This is a genomic window from Geodermatophilus obscurus DSM 43160 (assembly GCF_000025345.1).
Taxonomy (GTDB): Bacteria; Actinomycetota; Actinomycetes; order Mycobacteriales; family Geodermatophilaceae; genus Geodermatophilus; species Geodermatophilus obscurus.
Genome location: NC_013757.1, coordinates 2,414,923 through 2,436,312 on the forward strand (window position 1 = coordinate 2,414,923; position 21,390 = coordinate 2,436,312).

18 protein-coding genes and 1 pseudogene are annotated in these 21,390 nt (G+C 76.4%); 8 read left to right on the forward strand and 11 right to left on the reverse strand.

Translation table 11 applies throughout. From position 1 onward, the window contains the following. A complete protein-coding gene (locus GOBS_RS11380) occupies positions 1 to 963 on the reverse strand; it encodes an asparaginase (RefSeq protein ID WP_012948440.1) in 963 nt (320 codons plus the stop codon). Between the two features lie 436 nt (positions 964 to 1,399). Between GOBS_RS11380 and GOBS_RS11385 the strand changes: the two genes are divergently transcribed. Next, the gene (locus tag GOBS_RS11385) at positions 1,400 to 2,797 is read left to right on the forward strand and encodes a ferredoxin reductase family protein (RefSeq protein ID WP_012948441.1); all 1,398 of its coding nucleotides are present in this window, start codon (positions 1,400 to 1,402) and stop codon (positions 2,795 to 2,797) included. Positions 2,798 to 2,994: 197 nt separating this feature from the next. Further along, positions 2,995 to 4,560: an acyl--CoA ligase family protein gene (locus GOBS_RS11390; RefSeq protein ID WP_012948442.1), complete on the forward strand. Its 1,566-nt coding sequence runs from the start codon at positions 2,995 to 2,997 to the stop codon at positions 4,558 to 4,560. A 9-nt stretch (positions 4,561 to 4,569) separates the two neighbouring features. On the opposite strand, the gene nthA is transcribed toward GOBS_RS11390, so the two are convergent. The 3 genes from nthA to GOBS_RS29505 are packed head-to-tail and all read right to left on the reverse strand — an operon-like array spanning position 4,570 to position 5,745. Beyond that, positions 4,570 to 5,163, reverse strand: a complete 594-nt coding sequence (gene nthA, locus GOBS_RS11395; RefSeq protein WP_012948443.1) for a nitrile hydratase subunit alpha — start codon at positions 5,161 to 5,163, stop codon at positions 4,570 to 4,572. Further along, positions 5,160 to 5,450: an SH3-like domain-containing protein gene (locus tag GOBS_RS29500; protein ID WP_041241450.1), complete on the reverse strand. Its 291-nt coding sequence runs from the start codon at positions 5,448 to 5,450 to the stop codon at positions 5,160 to 5,162. Before GOBS_RS29500 ends, nthA begins: the two co-directional genes overlap by 4 nt. Further along, on the reverse strand, positions 5,443 to 5,745 hold the full coding sequence (locus GOBS_RS29505; RefSeq protein ID WP_049788229.1) for an SH3-like domain-containing protein: 303 nt from the start codon (positions 5,743 to 5,745) through the stop codon (positions 5,443 to 5,445). The genes GOBS_RS29500 and GOBS_RS29505 overlap by 8 nt, the downstream gene beginning before the upstream one ends. Before the next feature lie 111 nt (positions 5,746 to 5,856). On the opposite strand from GOBS_RS29505, the gene ggt reads away from it, so the two are divergent. Then, positions 5,857 to 7,665 (forward strand): gamma-glutamyltransferase, encoded by a 1,809-nt coding sequence (ggt, locus tag GOBS_RS11410; protein ID WP_012948444.1) that lies wholly within the window; start codon positions 5,857 to 5,859, stop codon positions 7,663 to 7,665. 9 nt (positions 7,666 to 7,674) lie between these two features. Here the strand turns inward: ggt and GOBS_RS11415 are convergent, their stop codons facing one another. Then, positions 7,675 to 9,087, reverse strand: coding sequence for a DUF6297 family protein (locus GOBS_RS11415; RefSeq protein WP_012948445.1), 1,413 nt, complete (start codon positions 9,085 to 9,087; stop codon positions 7,675 to 7,677). 148 nt (positions 9,088 to 9,235) lie between these two features. Beyond that, entirely contained in the window at positions 9,236 to 9,934 is a 699-nt protein-coding gene (locus tag GOBS_RS11420; protein ID WP_012948446.1) for an ABC transporter ATP-binding protein, read from the reverse strand. A 74-nt stretch (positions 9,935 to 10,008) separates the two neighbouring features. Here GOBS_RS11420 and GOBS_RS11425 point away from each other — a divergent pair, with 74 nt between their 5' ends. Then, the gene (locus GOBS_RS11425; RefSeq protein WP_012948447.1) at positions 10,009 to 10,404 is read left to right on the forward strand and encodes a DUF6221 family protein; all 396 of its coding nucleotides are present in this window, start codon (positions 10,009 to 10,011) and stop codon (positions 10,402 to 10,404) included. A 132-nt stretch (positions 10,405 to 10,536) separates the two neighbouring features. Continuing rightward, a complete protein-coding gene (locus tag GOBS_RS11430) occupies positions 10,537 to 11,094 on the forward strand; it encodes a dihydrofolate reductase family protein (protein WP_012948448.1) in 558 nt (185 codons plus the stop codon). A gap of 107 nt (positions 11,095 to 11,201) precedes the next feature. On the opposite strand, the gene GOBS_RS11435 is transcribed toward GOBS_RS11430, so the two are convergent. The 3 genes and pseudogenes from GOBS_RS11435 to GOBS_RS29325 all read right to left on the reverse strand — a co-directional run bounded on the left by GOBS_RS11435 (position 11,202) and on the right by GOBS_RS29325 (position 15,145). Then, complete coding sequence (locus tag GOBS_RS11435) at positions 11,202 to 11,843, reverse strand: dihydrofolate reductase family protein (protein ID WP_012948449.1); 642 nt, start codon at positions 11,841 to 11,843, stop codon at positions 11,202 to 11,204. A 108-nt stretch (positions 11,844 to 11,951) separates the two neighbouring features. Next, positions 11,952 to 12,152 (reverse strand): annotated as a pseudogene (locus GOBS_RS28785) (IS3-like element ISMysp3 family transposase); the annotation flags it as partial. A gap of 236 nt (positions 12,153 to 12,388) precedes the next feature. Then, positions 12,389 to 15,145 (reverse strand): MDR family MFS transporter, encoded by a 2,757-nt coding sequence (locus tag GOBS_RS29325; RefSeq protein WP_012948451.1) that lies wholly within the window; start codon positions 15,143 to 15,145, stop codon positions 12,389 to 12,391. A 357-nt stretch (positions 15,146 to 15,502) separates the two neighbouring features. Here GOBS_RS29325 and GOBS_RS11455 point away from each other — a divergent pair, with 357 nt between their 5' ends. Continuing rightward, complete coding sequence (locus GOBS_RS11455; RefSeq protein WP_012948452.1) at positions 15,503 to 16,531, forward strand: Atu2307/SP_0267 family LLM class monooxygenase; 1,029 nt, start codon at positions 15,503 to 15,505, stop codon at positions 16,529 to 16,531. 71 nt (positions 16,532 to 16,602) lie between these two features. Here the strand turns inward: GOBS_RS11455 and GOBS_RS11460 are convergent, their stop codons facing one another. Then, a complete protein-coding gene (locus tag GOBS_RS11460; protein WP_012948453.1) occupies positions 16,603 to 17,235 on the reverse strand; it encodes a CG0192-related protein in 633 nt (210 codons plus the stop codon). Between the two features lie 120 nt (positions 17,236 to 17,355). Here GOBS_RS11460 and GOBS_RS11465 point away from each other — a divergent pair, with 120 nt between their 5' ends. Continuing rightward, positions 17,356 to 18,537, forward strand: a complete 1,182-nt coding sequence (locus GOBS_RS11465; protein ID WP_012948454.1) for an MFS transporter — start codon at positions 17,356 to 17,358, stop codon at positions 18,535 to 18,537. Between the two features lie 83 nt (positions 18,538 to 18,620). Further along, on the forward strand, positions 18,621 to 19,799 hold the full coding sequence (locus GOBS_RS11470) for an FAD-dependent oxidoreductase (protein ID WP_012948455.1): 1,179 nt from the start codon (positions 18,621 to 18,623) through the stop codon (positions 19,797 to 19,799). Between the two features lie 37 nt (positions 19,800 to 19,836). Here the strand turns inward: GOBS_RS11470 and GOBS_RS11475 are convergent, their stop codons facing one another. Beyond that, on the reverse strand, positions 19,837 to 21,369 hold the full coding sequence (locus tag GOBS_RS11475; protein WP_012948456.1) for an ATP-dependent DNA ligase: 1,533 nt from the start codon (positions 21,367 to 21,369) through the stop codon (positions 19,837 to 19,839). Positions 21,370 to 21,390 lie beyond the last annotated feature (21 nt).

The following is a 21,390-nucleotide window of genomic DNA, read 5'->3' on the forward strand; positions in this document are numbered from 1 at the left end:
TCACAGCCGCCCGGCGAGGACCCGCCCCGGGTCCTCCGGGTCCAGCGCCAGGGCGGCGGCCAGCAGCAGCCGCCCCTGCCACGGGCTCAGGTCCCCGCCGAACAGTGCGCCGTCGCGCGCCAGGCTCGCGCCGCCTCCGGCGTAGAGCGGCGCGACCGGACCCGAGGGCACCCGCGAGCAGACCAGGACCGGCACGCCGCCGGCCACCAGCTCGGCCGCCGCCGCGGCCACCGGCGGCGGCACGTTGCCCGCGCCGAACGCCTCCAGCACGACCCCGGCCGCGCCGGCCGCGACCGCGGCGCGCAGCAGGGCGTCGTCCGATCCCTGGGCGCAGGCGACGACGTCGACCCGCGGCAGCTCGGCGTCCAGGTCCAGCGGCAGCGCGGGCGGCCGCGGCGGGCGGCCCAGTGGGACGACGGCCCCACCGGTCACCCGCAGCAGCGGGCCGCGGCCGGGGGCACCGAAGGCCGCGCTGCGCAGCGTCTCGACCTTGCGCACCCCGCGGGCGGCGAAGACCAGGCCGTCGAAGGCCAGCAGCACACCCAGGTCCCGGGCCGCGGGGTCGGCGGCCACCCGCAGCGCGTCGGTCAGGTTCGCCGGGCCGTCGGGGGCCGGGGCGTCGAACGGCCGCTGCGCGCCGGTGAGGACCACCGGCCGCGGGTCGTCGTGCACCAGGTCGGCCAGGAACGCCGACTCCTCCATCGTGTCCGTGCCGTGCGTGACGACGACGCCGTCCACGCCACCGGCCAGGTGCCGGCGCACGTCGCGGACCAGCGCGCGGACGTCGGCACCGGTGAGCGCGAAGCTGGGCACGGTGGTCAGGTCGCTGACGGTGACCTCGAGGTCCGGCAGTGGCCCGGCCGCGGCCAGCAGCTCGGCGGCCGGCGTCGTGGCCGACAGCCCGCCGTCGGTGCGGCGGCTGGCGATCGTGCCACCGGTCGCCAGCAGGTGGACCCGTGCCACGGCACCCTCCCGTCGTCGCGCCCGACCTCCCGCAGCGACCCCAGGTGACCACGACGTGCCGGGCCACGCACGTCGGGGGCACCTCGGGCAGGAGTGTGAGCAGATCCACCCCCGGCGCTGACCTGCGCAGCTCCCGGACCGGCCCGTCCCGGGCTTGACGGTCCTCCGCGGTATTCACTTAGAGTTTTCGTCCGGACACCACCCGTCATGGGGGGCCGCACGCCGCGGGGGCCACGGGGCTCCCGCGTCGCGCGGCGCGGGGGTGGCCCGCCGGAGCGCTCCGTCGCCCGGACGACCGCCGCCCGGATGCCTCGAGCTCCGGGCACGCCACCGCCCGGGAGCTCGCGCCCCGGGTGCGCCGCTGCCCGACCGCACTGGAGAACGCCCCCATGCACCACCCTGCCCACCGGCGCCGCACGCCCTCGGCAGCCCGCCGGTGACCGCGGTCCTCGCCCGGCCGCGCGTCTCGGACCTCACCGGCGAGACCCCGCTGCCGGTGACCCGCCGGGCCGCCCCCTCGACCCGCGCGCGGGCGGTGGGCTGGACGGCGCTGCACGCGCTGCTCGCCGTCGCCCCGCTGGCCCTCTGCCTCACCGCCGTCCGGCCCGGGCGCGGCTTCCTCGTCGACCTGTCGGTGGCGCTGGGCTTCCTGGCGCTGTCGGTCCTGGGGCTGCAGTTCGCGCTGGCCGCGCGGTTCACCCGCGCCACCGCGCCGTTCGGCATCGACGCCGTCCTGCGGTACCACAGGCAGATCTCGGCGCTGGCCGTCCTCGCCGCGTTCGGGCACCCGGCGCTGCTGTTCCTCGCCGACGACCGCTACCTGGTGCTGCTCGACGTCGTCGACGCGCCGCTGCGGGCGCAGTTCGCCTGGCTGTCGGTGCTCGCGCTGGCGCTGCTGGTGGTGACGTCGGTGTGGCGGCGGGCGCTGCGGATCCCGTACCAGGTCTGGCACGTCCTACACTCGGTCCTCGGCGTCACCATCGTGCTGGCCGGCCTCGTGCACGCCTTCCTCGTCGACAACTGGATGAGCGCGCCGTGGGTCCGGCTGGGGTGGACCGTCTACGCCGCGGCCTTCCTGTGGCTGGCGGTGTGGGTCCGGCTGGTCAGGCCGCTGCGGCTGTGGCGCCGTCCCTGGCGGGTGGTGGAGCTGTGGCCCGAGCCCGGCGGCGCCGTGACCGTCGGCCTGGAGCCCGCGCACCGGCACGGCGGGCGCCCGTGGTCGTTCACGGCCGGTCAGTTCGCCTGGATCCTCCCCGGCCGGGTGCCCTTCACGCCGACCTACCACCCGTTCTCGATCTCCTCCAGCGCGCTGCGGCCGCGGGTGGAGTTCACGATCAAGCAGGTCGGCGACTTCACCCGCTCCATCCGCCGGCTGCGGGTGGGCGACACCGTCTACGTCGACGGTCCGCACGGCTCGTTCACCCTCGACCGGCACCCCGGGATGGGCTACGTCCTCGTCGCGACCGGCGTCGGCGTCACCCCGTTCCTGAGCATGCTGGCCACGCTCGCCGACCAGGGCGACCGGCGTCCGGTCTGGCTCTTCCTGGGGAACCGCAGCGAGGACCAGATCACCGGCATCCGCCAGCTGGAGCGGCTGCGGGGGCGGCTGGACCTGACCGTGGTGCACGTGATCAGCCGCCCGTCGGGGGAGTGGCCGGGGGAGCGCGGCCGGATCGACGCGGCGCTGCTGGCCCGGCACCTGCCCCCGCACGCCCGGTCGCTGCAGTACTTCGTGTGCTCCCGCGAGGAGACGGTGCAGGCCGTCCGGTCCGCACTCGCCGAGCTGCGCGTCCCCGCCGACCGGGTGCACAGCGAGCAGTTCGGGATGGTCTGAGGTGCGGATCGGCGGACCGGCGTCCGCGGCCTGGGTGGTCAGCGTCGTGCTGCTGGCCCTCTGCGTCCTCTGGGCGCTGCTGCAGACCTGATCGGTGGGAGCGTGCCGGGCGGGGGGCGTGGTCGGGGAGCGGCCGGAGCCGGACTGTGCCGACAATCCCCACGGGAACCGTCCGCACCGCGCCCTGAGGAGACCAGGTGGCGACCTTCAGCTCCGCCCAGCTCACCCCGACCGCCTTCCTCGAGCGCTCCGCCCGGGTGTTCCCCGAGCGCACCGCCGTGGTCGACGGCGACCGGCGGTTCACCTACCGGGAGTTCGCCGACCGCTCCCGCCGGCTCGCGGGCGCGCTGGCGTCCCGCGGCGTCTCGCCCGGGGACCGGGTGGCCGCGCTGTGCACGAACAGCTCGGCGATGCTCGAGGTGCACAACGGCGTCCCGTGGGCCGGAGCCGTCCTGGTCCCGCTCAACACCCGGCTGAAGGGCAACGAGCTGGAGTACATCCTGCAGCACTCCGGCGCCGCGGTCCTCGTCGCGGACGCCGCGTTCGCCCCGACCGCCACCGAGGTCGCCGCGGCGGTCGGCATCCCGGTCGTGGTGGCCGGCGGCGAGGCCGACGAGTACGAGCAGCTGCTGGACGCGGCCGAGCCGCTGGCGCGACCCTGCGACGACGAGTGGGGCCTGCTCGCGCTCAACTACACCTCCGGCACGACCGGCCGGCCCAAGGGCGTCATGTACAGCCACCGAGGGGCCTACCTGCAGGCGCTCGCGATGGCGCTGCACACCGGGCTGGGCCCCACCAGCCAGTACCTGTGGACGCTGCCGATGTTCCACTGCGACGGCTGGTGCTTCCCCTGGGCGGTGTCGGCCGGCGGCTCGACCCACGTGTGCCTGCCGCGGGTGGAGCCGGCCCGCATCTGGCAGCTGCTGCGCACCGAGGGCATCACCCACTTCAGCGCGGCGCCGACCGTGCTCACCATGATCGCCAGCGCCGAGGAGGCGGAGGCCGGCCCGGTCTCCCCGCGGGTCGCGGTGCAGACCGGTGGCGCGCCGCCGACCCCGACCCTGCTGGCCCGGATGTCCGCGCTGAACATGGACGTGACCCACCTGTACGGGCTCACCGAGACCTACGGGCCGGTGGCGGTCAACCAGTGGCACCCCGAGTGGGACGACCTGCCGGACGAGCGGCAGGCCGAGCTCAAGGCCCGGCAGGGTGTCGCGAACGTGGTCGCCCAGCCGTTGCGGGTCGTGGGGGAGGACGGCGCCGACGTGCCGTGCGACGGGGAGACGATCGGGGAGATCGTCGCCCGCGGGAACGACGTCATGCTCGGCTACTACCAGGACGAGGAGGCGACGGCGAAGGCGACGCTGCCGGGGCCCGACGGCGGACCCGGCTGGTTCCGCACCGGGGACCTCGCCGTCGTCCACCCGGACGGCTACCTGGAGATCCGCGACCGCAGCAAGGACATCATCATCTCCGGCGGAGAGAACATCTCCTCGGTGGAGGTCGAGCGGGCCCTGGACGCCCACCCCGCCGTGCTGGAGTCCGCCGTGGTCGCCGAGCCCCACGAGAAGTGGGGGGAGGTCCCGGTCGCCCACGTGACGCTGCGGCCCGGGAGCGAGGTCACCGACGAGGAGCTCGCGGCCTTCGTGCGGTCGCGGCTGGCGGGGTTCAAGGTGCCCAAGCGGTTCGTCTACGGGGAGCTGCCGAAGACCTCCACCGGCAAGGTGCAGAAGAACGAGCTGCGCGCGCGCTCCTCCGGCTGACCCCGCGCCTCAGACGGCGGCGGTCCCGATCAGGCCCTTGCGGGTGACCAGGCCGGCGAGCTGCTCCTCGGACATCCCGTCGGTCCCCTCGGGCCGGCGCGGGACCACCATGTACCGCGACTCCGCGCTGGCGTCCCACACGCTGATCCGCGTCGTCGGCGGCAGGTCGAGGCCGAACTCCGCCAGCACCCCGCGTGGGTCCCGCACGACCCGGGACCGGTAGGCCTCGCTCTTGTACCAGGCCGGGGACGGGCCGAGCAGCGCGATCGGATAGCAGGAGCACAGCGTGCAGACCACCACGTTGTGCTCCTCCGCGCTGTTGGCGACGACCTTCAGCCGCTGCTCCTGCAGGCCGCCGGCCATCGACAGCCCGACCTCCCTGATGGCTGCGTTGGCGTCGGCGAGCAGCCGGTCCCGGAATTCCGGGTCCGTCCAGGCGCGCGCGGTGATCCGGGCGCCGTTGGCCGGCGAGCCGCCGGCGAGGAACTCGTCGATGCGGCGGTCGATCTCGCCCTCGTCGACGAGACCGCGCGCCTCCAGCAGCGCCTCGACGTGCCGGACCCGCTCGGAGATCGCCGAGCTGCCGTGGTGGTCCCCGCTCATGGCGTCCCTCCCGAGGGGTCGGCGGGCTCCAGGTAGTCCTCCCAGAGCTCCACGGTGACGGCGTGGTCGCCGTCGCCGAACAGGTCCGCGGCGGCGAACCGCACGTGGTAGACGGCCCGCGTCGTCCCCGGCAGGCCACGGGCCCGGTCGTCGGCGAGGGGGTGGTGCCCGGCGACCTCGACCACCCGGCCGACGGCGCCGCGGGCGTACCGCGGCAGCCGGGTGTGCCACGCCGGGTCGGCGGTGCTGGTCCGCACCGCGTCGCCGGGAGCGAAGCGCTCAGCCACCGGCCAGTCCCTCCCGCGCGGCCAGTTCCTCCGCCGTCGCCACACCCTTCTCGACCAGCAGCGTCGTGATGGCCGTGAACCACTTCTCGTAGTACGAGCTCGACAGGTAGGCGTCCGGCGGCATCCGCTCGATGGCGTCGCGGAACTCGTCGAGGTTGTAGACGCCGCGCCGGATCAGCGCGGCGTTGAGGGCCAGGACGTGCGCCTCCCAGTCGGCGTGGAAGGCCGGCTCGTCGGGCTCCTCGGCGATCGCCGGGAAGCCCACCATGCCGCCGACGTCGTTGATGCGGCTCACCCGCTGATCCTGTCCCGTCGCGCCGGATCGGTCCAGCTCGCCGGGCGGGCCGGCCGGGCCAGAGGCAGGCTGGGCTCCTGGCCCGCGACCGCCCGACGCCCGAGGAGTCCCGTGCCGCGTCGACGCACCGCCCTGACCGCCCTGACCGCCGCCGTCCTGATCGGGATCGTCCCGGCCGGCACCGCGGCCGCCGCACCGGGGGACGACGCCGTCCCGCCGCCGGAGAAGGTGCCCCGCGCGGTCGGGACCGGCGGCGCGGTCGCCACCGTCGACCCGGACGCCACCCGGGTCGGCCTGGAGGTCCTGGCCGCGGGCGGCAACGCCGCAGACGCGGCGGTCGCCGCGGCCGCCGCGCTCGGCGTGACCGAGCCCTACTCGGCCGGCGTCGGAGGCGGCGGCTTCTTCGTGTACCACGACGCCGCGACCGGGGAGGTCACCACGATCGACGGCCGGGAGACCGCGCCGCAGGCGATGGGGGCCGACGCCTTCCTCGGGGAGGACGGCGAGCCGCTGCCCTTCGAGGAGGCGGTGACGAGCGGGCTGTCGGTCGGCACGCCGGGGACCCCGCTGACGTGGCAGCGGGCGCTCGACGAGTTCGGCACGCTCTCGCTGGCCGAGGCGCTGCAGGGCGCCACGCAGCTCGCCGAGGAGGGCTTCGTCGTCGACGAGACCTTCCGCGAGCAGACCGCCGACAACGAGGAGAGGTTCCGCCGCTTCACGTCGTCCACCGAGCTGTTCCTCCCCGGCGGCGCGCTGCCCGAGGTGGGCTCGGTCTTCCGCAACCCCGACCTGGCGGGCACCTACGAGCTGCTGGCGGCGAAGGGCGTCGAGGCCCTCTACACCGGGGAGCTGGGCGAGGAGGTCGTGCGCACCGCCCAGGAGCCCCCGGTGGCCGACGGCGCCGCGCCGGTGCGGGTGGGCCTGCTGGAGGAGTCCGACCTCGCCGCGTACGAGGCGCCGCTGCGCGAGCCGACGCAGGTGGAGTACCGGGGGTTGGAGGTCTACGGCATGGCGCCGCCGTCCAGCGGTGGCTCGACCGTCGGTGAGGCGCTGAACGTCCTGGAGGGCACCGACCTGGCCGCGCTGCCGGAGGTCGACGTCCTGCACACCTACCTCGAGGCGAGCGCGCTGGCCTTCGCCGACCGCAACGCCTACGTCGGCGACCCCGCCTACACCCAGGTGCCGCTGGCCGAGCTGCTCTCCGACGCCTTCGCCGCCGAGCGGGCCTGCCTGGTCGACCCGGACCGGGCGGCGCCCAAGCCGGTGCCCGCGGGCGTCCCGGACGGCGAGTACGGCCCGTGCCCGGCCCCGGCCGCACCTCCCGGCGACGGTGGCGCGGAGGGGCCGTCCACCACGCACCTCACCGTGGCCGACGCCGAGGGGAACGTGGCCGCCTACACGCTGACCATCGAGCAGACCGGTGGCAGCGGGATCACCGTGCCCGACCGCGGGTTCCTGCTGAACAACGAGCTGACCGACTTCACCTTCGCGCCCGCCGACCCGACCCGTCCCGAGCCGAACCTGCCCGCGCCGGGCAAGCGGCCGCGCAGCAGCATGGCGCCGACGATCGTGCTGCAGGACGGGAAGCCGCTGCTGGCCCTCGGCTCGCCCGGCGGGGCCACGATCATCACCACCGTGCTGCAGACGCTGGTGGACCGCCTCGACCGCGGCACCGACCTGGCCGAGGCGATCGCGGCCCCGCGGGCCAGCCAGCGCAACGCCGCGACGGCCGACGCCGAGCCGGCCTTCCTCGACGCGTACGGCGCCGAGCTTACCGCACGCGGGCACGCCTTCGCGCCGGTCGAGGAGATCGGGGCCGCCACCGGCGTGGAGTTCCTGCCCGACGGCCGGCTGCTGGCCGCGGCCGAGACCGTGCGGCGCGGCGGCGGCAGCGCCGGGGTGGTGCACCCCGGCGGCTGATCCGGCGGGTCAGCTCTCCTGCGAGCGTCGCCGGCCGAGCTGCACCAGCACGGCGGTGGCCAGCAGCAGCGCCCACGCCGCCTGGACGGCGACGAGCAGCGGGGTCGGGCCGCCGGTCACCAGTGCGGCGAGCAGCGGCAGGCTGCCGGCCACGCCGACGTCCACCCCCTGCACGAGGGTGGCGCCGACCCCGGCCGGCAGCACGCCCATCGGGGTGGAGACGACCGGCCCGGACCAGTCCGGGTCCGGGCGCAGCGCCCCGCGCAGCGAGGCGGCCGCCCAGGCCGGGGCAGCCGCCAGCCCGAGCAGCGCCCAGGTGCCCGCCGCCCCCGTGCCGACGCCGACCAGCAGCCCGCTGAGGGTGCACACCAGCACCGCCACGCCCAGCGGGACGACGCCGCGGCTGCGCACCACGGCGGCGGCCGACAGCGCGAACAGCCGGTCGAGCTCCGGCGCGCCGTGCGCCTCCCGGGCGGCCCGCCCGGCCGCCGTCGCGGCCAGCCCCCAGCCGAGCAGGCAGCCGGCCCAGACCGCCGGTGGCAGCGCGCCCAGTCCCTCGGTGCGGGCGACGACCACCGGGACGGCGGCGGCGACGGCGAGCTGGCCCAGCTGCCACCGCCCGCGCGCGAGGACGGCGAGGTCGGTGGCCACCACCGCCTGCCAGGGGCGCCGCACCCGGCGGAAGCGGCGGCTGCGGCGGGGCGGCCGGTCCCGGCCGGCCAGCGCACGGCCCAGCTGTCGCGTGTCCATCGACAGCAGCGAGCCGCCGGCGTAGCGGGCCGTCGCCCCGCCGGCGAGCAGCCGGGCGGCGTCCAGCCGGCCCAGGCCCCGGTCGGCCTGCACGAGCAGGGCCCCGGCCGCGACCGCCGCGACCGCGAGGACCCAGCCCGGGAGCGTCCCGGCGGCCGGGACGCCGACCGACGTCCCGCCCGCGGCGGCGAGGGTGCCGGCGACCGCGGGGACGACGGCCGCCGCGCCCGCGACCGTACCAGCGAGCCCGGCGACACCCCGGCCGCGGCGCCGGGTCTGCAGCAGCGCCGTCCCGCCGACCGCGACGACGGCCAGCGCGACCGCCGAGCCCAGGCCGCCCAGCACCGAGGCCGCGGTCGGCGCGGCGGCGGCGCCGAACACCAGCGGCAGCGCCAGCAGCACCGCGACGGTCACCCCGGCCGCGGTCAGCCGCACCAGCTCGCCGCGGAGCAGGCCGCGGCGGTCGGCGGGCAGCGGCAGCCACCACGCCGCGGCCGCCGGCGTCGCGCTCACCGGCCCCAGCCGGGCCAGGACGACGACCACGCCGGCCAGCGCCAGCAGCGCCAGCGCGGCGGAGGTGAGGGAGGCGGGCAGCGTCGTCCCGGTGACCGGCGCGTCCGCCAGCGCGATGCGCTCGCGCAGCGACGCGAGGCTGCCGCCGGCGACGGCCACGCCGATCCCGGCCGAGACGAGCCCGCCCCCACGCCTCGGAGATCCGCTCGCCGAGCGTGGTCCGCGCCCGGGCCGCCGTCGCGCGGCGGGTCAGCCGGCGCACCGCCGCGCCGTCGAGCGGGGCGACCGTGGTGCTGGCGGTCACGGCTCAGAGCTCCGCGATCCGGCCGGCGGCCTCGACCGGGTCCAGCAGCCGGCAGGCGTCGTCGTCCACCACGAGGACCTCGTCGGCGACCGTCGCGACCACGTCGGCGTCGTGGCTGGCGAACAGCACGGCGGTGCCGGCGTCCCGCAGCGATACCAGTCGGGCCGCCAGCCGGGCCCGCATGCCGGCGTCGAGCCGGCGCTCGGGCTCGTCGAGGACCAGCAGCCGGGCGGTTCGGACGAAGGCGGCCGCGAGCGCCAGCCGCCGCCGCTGGCCGGAGGAGAGCGCCGAGGGCAGCGCGTCGGCCCGGTCGCCCAGCCCGAAGGCCTCGACCTCGGCGTCCACCACCTCCTCGGCCGCGGCCACCCCGTGCCCGCGTGCGGTGAGCAGCAGGTGCTCGCGGCCGGTCAGCGAGACGAAGAAGGCGTCGTCGTCCAGCACGGCGGCGACGTCGCGGCGGAAGGCCGCCGACCGCTCGTCGACCGGTGCGCCGGCGAAGGCGACGGTGCCGGCGAGCGGCTCCAGCAGGCCGACCAGCGTGCGCAGCAGCGTGGACTTGCCCGAGCCGTTCGGGCCGACGACGGCCACGGCCCGGCCGGCGGCGAGGCGGAGGTCCACCGGCGCGCACACGGGGGCGCTGCCGTGCCCCACGGAGAGCTCCTCGGCGACGAGCAGGTCGAGCGATCCAGTTCCGTTCCGCATGGCCCGTCCACCGTAGGACCGCGCCGGGCCCGCACCCCGTACCGGCGCGCTCGCCGGCGGCGCAGGATGCCGGCATGGACGCCCAGCCCGGCCTCGAACCGGACCTCGAACCCGATCTCGACGGCTTCCTGCTGGCCCGCATCGCCGAGGACCAGCGGCTGGCGGCCGAGGCCGCCCAGGCGACCGGCCAGCAGGAGTGGGACGGCGGCGTGACCGTGCCGCCGGGCGCCGCCGACCACGTCGCGCACCACGACCCGGCGCGGGTGCTCGCCGAGTGCGCCGCCAAGCGGCGGCTCGTGCTCGCCTGCCGGGACGTGCGCCCGGACCTGCGGCTGCTCGGTGCCCGCCTGGCGGGCCTGGACTTCCCGCTCCCGCCCACCGACCAGCACCAGCTGGCCGCGCTCACCCTGGCGCTGCTCGCGCTGCCCCACGCCGCGCACCCCGACTACCGGCCGGCCTGGCGCCCCTGACCGGGCGTCGAGTCCAGGCGCCGCCGTTGCGCGCGTGTGGACGCATCGGCGGGTGCGGATGCGTCCACACGCGCGCAACCACCGGGGGTCACCGGGATCGGTACTGCGACGGAACCGACCCCGGGAGGCACGGTGCGCACGCTCGCGATCACCCAGAACACGACCGTCGACGGTGCGGTGGAGATGCTCGGCGACTGGTTCGAGCCGCAGGGGCAGACGGGGGTGGACGACTCCGACCTGGTCGAGGAGATCCACCGCCAGGACGAGCGCGCCGACGCCCTCCTCGGCCGGCGGACCTTCGAGGACTTCCGCAGCTACTGGCCGGGGCGGACCGACGACCCGACCGGCATCAGCGCCTACCTGGACCGGGTGCAGAAGCACGTCGTCTCCTCGACGCTCACCGAGCCCGGCTGGCAGCACACCACCGTGCTGGGCGGCGACCCGGTCGAGCGGGTGCGTGGGCTCGAGGAGCAGCCCGGCGCGGACATCGTCGTCACCGGCAGCATCACCCTGTGCCACGCGCTGATCGGCGCCGGGCTGGTCGACGAGTACCGGTTGTCCACCGACCCCGTCGTCCAGGGCCGCGGCCGGCGGCTGTTCCCCCACAGCGCCGCGGAGGGCCGGCTGCGGCTCGTCGAGTGCCGGGGCTGCCGCGGCGGTGTCACCTACTCGCGCTACGCGCAGGGGTGACGCCCGCCGCCGCCCGTGCGCGTCCATCCACGCCTTGGCGGGATCCCGACCTGACTGGAACCGTCCGAGCCGTCATCGGCTCCCGACAGGCAGAGTGATCCGCGCCGTCACGACCTGGTGAACGTGAGGTGGGTGACGCCGCTGGGTGTCGAGACCGCCTCGATGTCGTAGTCCGCCTCCAGAGCTTCGAGGCCGTCCCACAGCCGCACTCCGCGGCCGAGCACGATCGGCACCTGGACCAGGTGGACGTGGTCGACGAGCCCCGCCGCGATGAAGTCGCGGGCGACGGTCGGGCCGCCGCCGATGCGCACGTCCTGGCCGGCTGCCGCCTCGCGCGCGACGTCGAGGGCCTCGGCCGGCGAGGCGTCGAGGAAGTGGAACGTCGTCCCGCCGGCCATCTCGATCGGCGACCGCGGCCGGTGGGTGAGCACGAAGGTCGGCGTGTGGAACGGCGGGTTCGGGCCCCACCACCCTCTCCAGTCGGCGTCGTCCTGCCAGCCCGGGGGGCCGAACTTGCCCGCCCCCATGATCTCGGCGCCGATGCCCGGCTCGTGCTGCTGGGCGAAGGCGTTGTCGACGCCGGCGGTGCCGCCCTCGCGTCCCACGATCGGGGCGCCGAAGCGGGTGGCGATCATCCACTCGTGCAGCCGATGGCCGGCGTGGCCGAAGGGGGCGTCGGGTGCCTGGCCCACACCGGTGGCGAATCCGTCCAGCGACATGGAGAGGTTGTGTATGCGGGTCCGTGTCATCTGCTCGCTCCGTCTGCTCGGCTGCTTTCCGCGGGTGGAGACCTCCGCCGGCCTCGGCACTCATCGGTCCGTGCGGCTCAGCGTCGTCCGAGCTGGAGCGTCCCGGTTTCACGCACCCTGAGGTTCCTGTGAGCCTGCCGGTTGGCAGGGCACGGCTCGATCGAAGCAGGTCGCCTCGGCCTCGGTGGGTGGGACGCGGCCGAGGCGGTGCACGAGGCGCCGCTGGCTGTACCAGGACACGTAGTCGGCGGTGATCAGCTCGACATCGCCGAGGCGCTGCAGCGGGCCGCGCCGGAACGAGGAGTGGGCCGACTCCATCGGCTCGGTCCGGTGCCCCTCGAGCCGCCTCCAGGGACATGGTGGGCGGCGCACATGATCCGGAGGACACGCCCTAGCTGGGGGCGCCGTTGGATGCGGGGCTCAGGCCAGCGCGCACACCGCCGCGCACGGGCTGCGGGACGTGTTCGTGGGCAAGCCAAGATCACGGCACTGGACGGCGGGCTCCCCTTCCGGGGTCCCACCCCCACGAACGCGAGTGCGGCCGTTCAGGGCGTGGCCGTGGCGGTCCCTGCGGGCGTCTCCGTCTCGGTGGGGTCCGTGGTCTCGGTGGGGTCCGTGGTCTCGGTGGGGTCCGTGGTCTCGGTGGGGTCCGTGGTCTCGGTGGGGTCCGTGGTCTCGGTGGGGTCCGTGGTCGCCGTCGGCTCGGGAGTCTCGGTGGGCGTCGCTGTTGCGGTGGGCGTCGCGGTTGCGGTGGCCGTTGCGGTCGGCTGCTCGGTCGGTGTGGGGCTGGGTGTCGGTGTGGGGCTGGGTGTCGGTGTGGGGCTGGGTGTCGGTGTGGGGCTGGGTGTCGGTGTGGGGCTGGGTGTCGGTGTGGGGCTGGGTGTCGGTGTGGGGCTGGGTGTCGGTGTGGGGCTGGGTGTCGGTGTGGGGCTGGGTGTCGGCGTGGACGTGGCCGTCGCGCCGGAGGGAGTCGCTGCGGAGGTCCCGGAGCTCGTCGTGCCGGAGCTCGTCGTGCCCGAGCTCGTCGTGCCGGAGCTCGTCGTGCCGGAGCTCGTCGTGCCGGAGCTCGTCGTGCCGGAGCTCGTCGTGCCGGAGCTCGTCGTGCCGGAGCTCGTCGTGCCGGAGCTCGTCGTCCCGGAGTTCGCCGAACCCGCGCTCGTGGCCTCGCCGCCGGGCGCGGCCGCGCTCGTGCCGGAGCTCACCGGACCGCTGCTCGTGCCGACCGGGGCGGAGGACCTGACGGCGCCGCCGGAGGTCGGGGACGCGGTCGTCGTGGGAGTGCCCGGCGCCGTGGCCGGGCGTCGCGACGGCGCCTGCGGTGACGGCGTCTCCTCCTGCGTCCCGCCGTCCGGAGCCGCCAGACCCCCGCCGGGGACCGAGCCGGGGAGGGGGGCGGCCGGCAGCGCCCCGTCGGGGAGCCCGGAGGCCGGCGGCCCCTCCCCGGTGGCCGCGGGGCGGGAGCCCAGCGCCACCCCGCCGAGGCCCAGCAGGAGCCCGAGCGCGGCCGCGCCGGCCAAGACCAGTTCCCGGCTCGGTCCCCGGCGGGGGGCGACCGTCGCCGCACGGGTCACGTCCCGGCGCGCCGGGAGGCCGGGGAGGACGCGTGGCCGGCCCCGGGTGCCCTGGCGGGTGGGGGTGGGAGCAGCGGGGGCCGTCGTGGGCAGGGAGCCGGCGGCCCGGGCCGCGCTCCGGCGGGCCTGGATGCCGGACTCGGTCGACAGCGTCAGCTGCGGCAGGAACAGGAAGACGGCGGCGCCCACGGCCACCACGCCGGCGACGACGAGCAGCACCAGGTCCACGGACCCGGCGAAGCCGGCCCGGAAGGGCTCGGCGACCGCGTCGGGGAGCTGCTGGACGAAGGAGCTGTCGGAGAGGTCGGAGCCGACCCCGTCGAGCGGCTGGAGCCGGGGCGCCAGCCCGGGGTCGGCGCGGACGGCGTCCTGCACCGCGCCGTCGACCTCGCCGGGCAGCCGGGCGAACAGCAGGGAGAGGAACGCTGCAGTGCCCACGGTGGCGCCCGTCTGGCGGAAGAAGGCCACCGAGGAGGTGGCCACCCCGATCTCCCAGGGGCGCACGGCGCTCTGCACCGCCACGACGACCGGCTGGAACGTGAAGCCGACGCCCACGCCGAACATCGCCAGGAACGGCACCAGCAACCCGTAGGGCGTGTCGGCACCGGCGACCCTGGAGAAGCCGAACAGCGCCGTGGCCATCAGTCCCACACCGAGCAGCGGGAACTGCCGGTAGCGGCCCGTCTTGGAGATCGCGACGCCCGAGCTCCCCGCCCCGGCCATGATCCCGGCGACCAGGGGGAGCATCTGCAGGCCGGCGACCGTGGGACTCGAGCCGTGCACGATCTGCAGGTACTGGGGGATCAGCAGCAGGCCGCCCAGCATCCCCGCGCCCAGCACGATGCTGCCCAGGGCGGTGACGACGAAGGTGCGGTTCCCGAACAACCGCAGCGGGAGCAGCGCGTCGTCACCGTAGGCCCGTTCGGCGAGCACGAACGCGCCCAGGCCGGCGGCGCCGAGCGCGTAGCAGACCAGCGCCGCCGGCGAGGTCCAGCCCCATCCGCGGCCCTGCTCGGCGACGACGAGCAGCGGTACCGCGCAGGTGGTCAGCGCCAGCGCGCCCGGCCAGTCGATGCGGTGGTCGCGCCGCTCGTGGGGCAGGTGCAGGACGCGGAAGACAATGGTGAACGCCACCGCGCCCAGCGGGACGTTGACCAGGAAGATCCAGCGCCACCCGTCGACGCCGAACAGGGACTCCTGGCCGGCCAGAAGGCCGCCGAGGACCGGGCCCAGCACGCTCGAGCTGCCCCAGACGGCCATGGTGTAGCCCTGGTAGCGCGAGCGCTCCCGGGGCGGGACCATGTCGCCGATGATCGCCAGGGCCAGCGACATCAGCCCGCCGGCGCCGACCCCCTGCACCGCCCGGGCGGCCGCCAGCTGGTACATCGAGTCGGCGACGCCGCAGCACACCGAGCCGCCGATGAACACCGAGATCGCGAACAGGTAGAGCGGCCGCCGCCCGTAGAGGTCGGAGAGCTTGCCGTAGAGCGGGGTCGAGATCGTCGAGGTGATCAGGAAGGCCGTCGTCGCCCAGGCCTGCAGCGAGAAGCCGTCGAGGTCGTCGGCGATGGTGCGGACGGCTGTCGCCACGATCGTCTGGTCGAGCGCGGCCAAGAACATGGCGGCCATCAACCCGGCCAGGACGGTCAGCACCTGCCGGTGCGAGAAGGCACCGTCCCCGGGGACGGCGCCCTCCACGGTCTCGGTTCCGGCGGGGCGGCTGGGGTTCATGCAATCACTCCCGGGACGGGGGCGGGGGGCACGGACGCTCAGGTCGCCGGGCAGCGACCGGTCGGTCGAGGACGACGCCGTCCCGGGGAGGCGGGCCCGGGCCGCGTCCGGTCCCGCCAGGGGTCCGGCTCCGCACTCCCCGGTCGCCACGTGCGGCTAGAGGTCGGGACGCTGGTCGGGGGCGGCTCGTGCCGGACCGCGCCAGCATGGAGAGGGATGGGGGAGGAGCGCAACCATCCTCCCGCGCGTCGCACGTGCAACGCGCCGGCGGCCGAGGGCCGCCGCCGGGACCCTGGTTGACTGGTTGAACACTGGACCGTCGCCGGGTGGCGGCACCACTCCCCGAGGAGGACAGCCGTGCACGTCGGCGTCGACAGTTTCGTCGCAGCGGTGACCGATCCCGCGACCGAGCGCCTGGTCGGTCCGGAGGAGCGGATGGCGCACCTGCTCGAGGAGATCGCCCTCGCCGACGAGGTGGGGCTGTACTCCTTCGGGATCGGTGAGCACCACCGCCCGGAGTACTACGACTCGGCCCCGCCGGTGATCCTGGGCGCCGCGGCCGCGCGCACCTCGCGGATCCGGCTGGGCAGCGCGGTCACCGTGCTCAGCGCCGCCGACCCGGTCCGCGTCTTCCAGCAGTTCGCCACGCTGGACCTCGTCTCACGGGGCCGCGTCGACCTGGTGGTGGGCCGGGGCTCGTTCATCGAGGCGTTCCCGCTGTTCGGGCTGTCGCTGGCCGACTACGACGAGCTGTTCGAGGAGAAGCTCGACCTGCTGCTGCGGCTGCGCGAGTCGGAGGAGGTGACCTGGTCCGGTCGGCACCGCCCCGCGCTCACCGGGCAGGGCGTCTACCCGCGGCCGCTGCAGGACCCGCTGCCAATCTGGGTCGGCGTCGGCGGGACACCGGAGTCCTTCGTCCGCGCCGGGCTGCTCGGCCTCCCGCTGATGGTCGCCATCATCGGCGGGGAGCCGCGGCAGTTCGCGCCGCTCGTGGACCTGTACCGCCGGGCCGGGGCGCAGGCCGGTCACGCCCCCCAGCGGCTGCAGGTGGGGCTGCACGTCTTCGGCTACGTCGCCGAGAGCACCCGGGCCGCCGCCGACACCATCTACCCCGGCTGGCACGAGATGTTCGCCAAGGTCTCCCGTGAGCGCGGCTTCGCCCAGCCGACGCGGGCGCAGTTCGACGCGACCAGCGGACCCGACGGCGCCTTCTTCATGGGCGACCCGGACACCGTGGTGGACAAGCTGGTGCGGGTCTCCGACCAGCTCGGCGGGGTCGACCGGGTCGCGATCCAGATGACGAACCCGCGCCTGGCGCACGACGACCTGCTGCGCGGCATCGAGCTGCTGGGCACGGAGGTCGCCCCGCGGGTCGCCGGGGCGTAGCGCTCAGAGCAAGGACCCCGTCCTCCCACCGTTCGCAGGCTCAGGGCGGGACCCGGGACGGGGCCGCGGTGTCAGACGATCTGCTGCGCGGTCGCCAGCACGACCGCGTCGGCCTGGCCGGCCCAGGTGCCGGTGAGCGTGGCGCCGCCGTCCACCGGCGCGCCCGGCGCCAGGACCCGCCGCACGACCAGCTCCAGGTCCCCGGCGCGGACGGTCGTCGCGTCGGCGCCGTCGGTGGGGGTGGGCGTGCCCAGCGGCCCGACGTCCGCGGCCCCGCCGCTGCCGGTCACGCGGGCGGTGGGGTCGCGGCGCTCCTGCCGCCCGTCGACGTCGACGTACTCCTCGGCCTGGGGCGCGCCGCCGAGCACCGCGGCGGCCAGCGCGGCGACGTACACCGGGTCGGCGCAGGCGTCGTAGACCCAGCGCCGGCCGAGCACCGAGTGCTCCGTCGTCCCCAGGAGGCGCTCCTCCTGCTCCGGGGCGGGCGCGCCGCGGTAGGTGAGCGGCACGTGCAGCAGGGTGTCGCCGGCGCGCAGCACGAAGGTCTCGGTGCCGACCTCGCCGGCCGGGTCGTCGAAGCGGTAGGCGGCGACCTGCTCGAGCTCGGCGCCCGCGGCCGCGGCACCCCACGGGCGGCCGGGCGCCCAGCTCGCCACCAGCTCGAGCTTCGACGGTCGCAGCGTGGCCCGGTAGATGATCGCCATGCGTCGACGCTAGGCGAGTCGCACCCGGCCCACCGGCTGCCGTGGCCGTCCTCCCGACGACCGCCGGGACCGGCCGGACCCGGCCCTGGCGTCCCCGCCCCGGTGTGGTGCGGTGGGGCCGTGGCGCGGGGGACGGCGGTCGGCAGCCTGGCCGCGGTGTTCCTGCTCGGCCTGTCCGCGCTGCTCACCACCTACTCGACGCAGCCGCTGCTGCCCGAGCTGGCCGCCGACCTCGGTGTCTCCGCGACCGGCGCCGCCTGGACCGTGAGCGCCACCGCTTTCGGCGTGGCGGTGGCCGCACCGCTGGCGGGGGCGGTGTCGGACCGGCTGGGCCGCAAGCGGGTGATGCTGGCGGCCATCACCGCGACGGCGCTGGCGACGCTCGCCTGCGCGGCCGCGCCCGGCCTCACCGCGCTGCTGGCAGCCCGCGCGGCGCAGGGCCTGGCGATCCCGTTCGTGTTCGCGGTCGCGGTCGCCTACGTGGCCGAGGAGGTCACCGGTCCCCGTGTGGCCGCGGTCAACGGCCTGTACGTCTCCGGGACGGCCTTCGGCGGCTTCCTCGGCCGGTTCCTGGCGGGGGCGGTGGCCGACGCGCTCGGCTGGCGGGCGTCGTTCGTCGCACTGGCGCTGGTCCTGCTGCTCGTGCTGGGCGCGGTCGCGGCCTGGCTGCCGCGGGAACGCCGCTTCTTGCCCACCTCCGGCCTGCTCGGCGGGGTGCGCGGCATCGGGGGACAGCTGCGCAACGGGCCGCTGCTGGGCACCTGCGCGGTCGGCGCGTCGGTGCTGTTCGTGCAGGTCGGTGCCTTCACCTACGCGGGGCTGCACCTGGCCGGGCCGCCGTTCGGGCTGGGCACGGCGCAGGTCGGCGCGGTGTTCGCGGTGTTCCTCGTCGCCGTCGTCGTCACGCCGCTGACCGGGCGGCTGGTGTCGCGGGTCGGCCGCCGGGTGGTGCTCGTCCTCGCCACGGGGGCCGTGCTGGCCGGGCTGGCGCTGACGCTCGTGCCGGCGACCGCCGCCGTCGTCGCCGGGCTGGCGGGGGCCTGCACCGGCGTGTTCGCCGCTCAGGCCTGCGCCACGGCGCAGGCGGCGTCGAGCGGGGGCGCGGCACGGTCGAGCGCGGTGGGGCTGTACCTGACCTGCTACTACGCGGGTGGGGGCGTCGGCGCGGTCGTCCCGGCGCCGCTGTTCGAGGTCGTCGGGTGGGGCGCCTGCGTGGGGCTGCTGTGCGCCGTCGCCGTCCTCGGCGCGGTCGCGGGGTCGGTGAGCTGGCCGGCAGGGGCCGGTGCGCTGTCCGCCCGGTAGCTCCGCCGGGCGCGCAGGGGTGGCGTCCGGCGCCGGCCTGTGGGGAGATGCCAGGGCGGGACGGACGACGGGGAGGTGCCGGCATGACCCGAGCGATCGTCGTCGGCGGCGGGGTCGCCGGACCGGTGGTGGCGATGGCCCTGCAGAAGGCCGGCATCGAGGCCACCGTGCACGAGGCGCACGCCGGCCCCGCGGGCGACGTCGGGGCGTGGCTGGGTCTGCAGGTCAACGGGCTGGACGCGCTCCGGGCGATCGACGCGGAGCACGCGGTCGCCGACGTGGGCTTCCCGACGCCGGTCATCGAGTTCCGCAGCTGGACCGGCACGGTGCTGGGCGCACTCTCCACCGCCGGCCCCGGCGGGAGCTCCGGCCTGTCGATGCGCCGCTCGGACCTCTACCGGGCGCTGCACGCCGAGGCCCTGCGCCGTGGCGTGCGGTTCCGCTACGGCTCCCGCCTGGTCGACGCCCGCTGCACCGCCTCCGACGTGACGGCGGTCTTCGCCAACGGCACCACCGAGTCGGCGGACCTGCTGATCGGGGCCGACGGCGTCCGGTCGACCGTCCGGTCGCTGGTCGACCCGGGGGCGGCGGCGCCCCGCTTCGTCCCGGTGCTCAACACCGCCGGGTACTCCGAGCACGTCCCACCCGGGGCCGAGGTCGGCCGGCTGACGATGGTGTTCGGCCGGCGCGGGTTCGCCGGGTACCTCGTGCCGCCGTCCGGGGGGACCTGGTGGTTCGCCAACCCGCCGCTGGACCGCGAGCCGCCGGCCGGTGAGGTGGCGGGCACCACGGACGCGGAGTGGCGGGCCCGGCTGTCCGACCTGCACCGCGGTGACCGGTCGCCGATCCTGGCCCTGGTCGAGGCCACGCCGGGTCCGCTGCGCGGGTGGACGACGTACGACGTCCCGACCGTGCGCCGGTGGTCCGCCGGGCGCATGGTGCTGGTCGGGGACGCCGCGCACGCCACCTCGCCCGCCGCCGGCCAGGGGTCCTCGCTCGCCGTCGAGGACGCCGTCGTCCTGGCCCGCTGCCTGCGCGACCTGCCGCTCCCCGCGGCCCTTCAGGCGTTCGAGGGTCTGCGCCGGGCGCGGGCGGAGCGGGTCGTCGCCCAGGGCTTCCGCACCAGCAGCGCCAAGTCGCCGCCCGCCGTCGGCCGGGTCGCCCGCGACCTGGTCATGCCGTTCGTGCTGCGGCGCCGGGACCCGCAGGCCTGGATGCGGGCCCACTCCGTCGACTGGGACGCCCCAGCGGTCCCGGCCTGAGGCTGCCCCGGCGCGCCAGGGCGGCTGAGGACGCCGGTCAGCCGCCGGCGAGCAGTGCGCGCACGGCATCGAGCGTGTCGGCGTCAGCCGGGGACCTGTCCGGCCGGTAACGCAGCACCCGGGCGAAGCGCAGCGCGACGCCGCCGGGGTAGCGCGGGCTGCGCTGGGCGCCGTCCAGGGCGACCTCGACGACCAGCTCCGGCTCCAGCAGCACGCCCCACTCGTGCTGCTCGCGGGCGAGGTCGGGGAACCTGGCCGTCTGCCAGTCCAGCAGCTCGTCGGTCATCCCCTTGAAGGTCTTGCCGACCATCACCGGCCCGCCGCCGTCGGGGTCGCGGGCGCCGAGGTGGATGTTGGACAGCTTCCCCGAGCGCCGCCCGTACCCCCACTCCGCGCCGAGCACGACCAGGTCGAGGGTGTGCACCGGCTTGACCTTCTGCCACGCCCTGCCGCGGCGGCCGGCGGCGTAGGACGCGTCGAGCGCCTTGACCACCACGCCCTCGTGGCCGGCGGTGAGCGCGCCGTCCAGCACCTCGGCCGCCCGCTCCGGGGTGGGCCGGCGGACGCCGGGCATCCGCAGCGCGGCGTGCTCCTCGCCGGCCAGCAGCTCCACCAGCGCGTCGAGGCGGACGGCCAGCGGCTCGTCGAGCAGGTCGCGGCCGTCCAGGTGCAGCAGGTCGAAGAAGAACGGGCTGAGGACGACGGCGGGGTCGGGGACGTCGCTGCCGAAGCGGCTCATCGTGTCCTGGAAGGCCCGCGGCCGGCCGTCGTCGTCCAGGGCGAGGGTCTCCCCGTCGAGCACGGCGGTGCGGCACGGCAGCGACCGGACCTGCGCGACCAGCTCGGGCACGCCGTCGGTCACCTCGCGCAGCGTGCGGGTCCAGACCCGGACGACGTCGCCGTCGCGGTGCACCTGGATGCGGGCACCGTCCAGCTTGTGCTCGACGGTGACGTCGGCGCCGAGGTCGGCCAGCACGGCGTCCAGCGAGGACCCGGGGCTGGCCAGCATCGGCCGGACCGGGCGGCCGACCGCCAGGTGCACGGACTCCAGCGCCGTCGTCCCGCCGTCGAGGGCCGTGGCCGCGGTCTCGGGCAGGCTGCCGGAGAGCATGAACGCCCGGCGCACCGTGGCGGCCGGGACGCCGGCCGCGGTGCCGATCGCGTCGAGGACGACGCCCTCCAGCGCACCCTGCCGCAGGTCGCCGGTCAGCAGCCGGACGAGGAAGCGTTGTTCGTCGGCGGTGGCGCCGGTGAAGAGCTGCTCGACGAGCGCCTCCCGCCGAGCCGCCGACCCGGTTCCGGTCGTGCCGGCGAGCTCGGTCAGCGCGCGGTCGACGTCGGAGACGGTGAGCCGCGGCGACGCGGCCGGGCCGTGCGCGAGGCGGGTGAGGGTCCGCCAGCCGACCCCGAGCCGACCCTGCAGGGTGTCGCCGGCCAGCCACGCGGTGACCGGCCGCACCTCGTTCCCGCCGGCACGGCCCAGCAGGTCGGCGATGGCCGTGGCCTTGGCCGTGCGCGAGCGGGTGGCCGCCACCTCGGCCGAGGCGGCGACGACGTCGGCGAACAGCACGGCGCCATGGTGGCAGCCGGG

Excerpts from the sequence above, each read along its gene's own strand:
- GOBS_RS11420 (WP_012948446.1), bottom strand. The coding sequence starts at position 9,934 with ATGCGGAACGGAACTGGATCGCTCGACCTGCTCGTCGCCGAGGAGCTC.
- GOBS_RS11425 (WP_012948447.1), top strand. The coding sequence starts at position 10,009 with ATGGACGCCCAGCCCGGCCTCGAACCGGACCTCGAACCCGATCTCGAC.
- GOBS_RS29325 (WP_012948451.1), bottom strand. The coding sequence starts at position 15,145 with ATGAACCCCAGCCGCCCCGCCGGAACCGAGACCGTGGAGGGCGCCGTC.
- GOBS_RS11460 (WP_012948453.1), bottom strand. The coding sequence starts at position 17,235 with ATGGCGATCATCTACCGGGCCACGCTGCGACCGTCGAAGCTCGAGCTG.
- nthA (WP_012948443.1), bottom strand. The coding sequence starts at position 5,163 with ATGAGCGGGGACCACCACGGCAGCTCGGCGATCTCCGAGCGGGTCCGG.
- GOBS_RS11470 (WP_012948455.1), top strand. The coding sequence starts at position 18,621 with ATGACCCGAGCGATCGTCGTCGGCGGCGGGGTCGCCGGACCGGTGGTG.
- GOBS_RS11435 (WP_012948449.1), bottom strand. The coding sequence starts at position 11,843 with ATGACACGGACCCGCATACACAACCTCTCCATGTCGCTGGACGGATTC.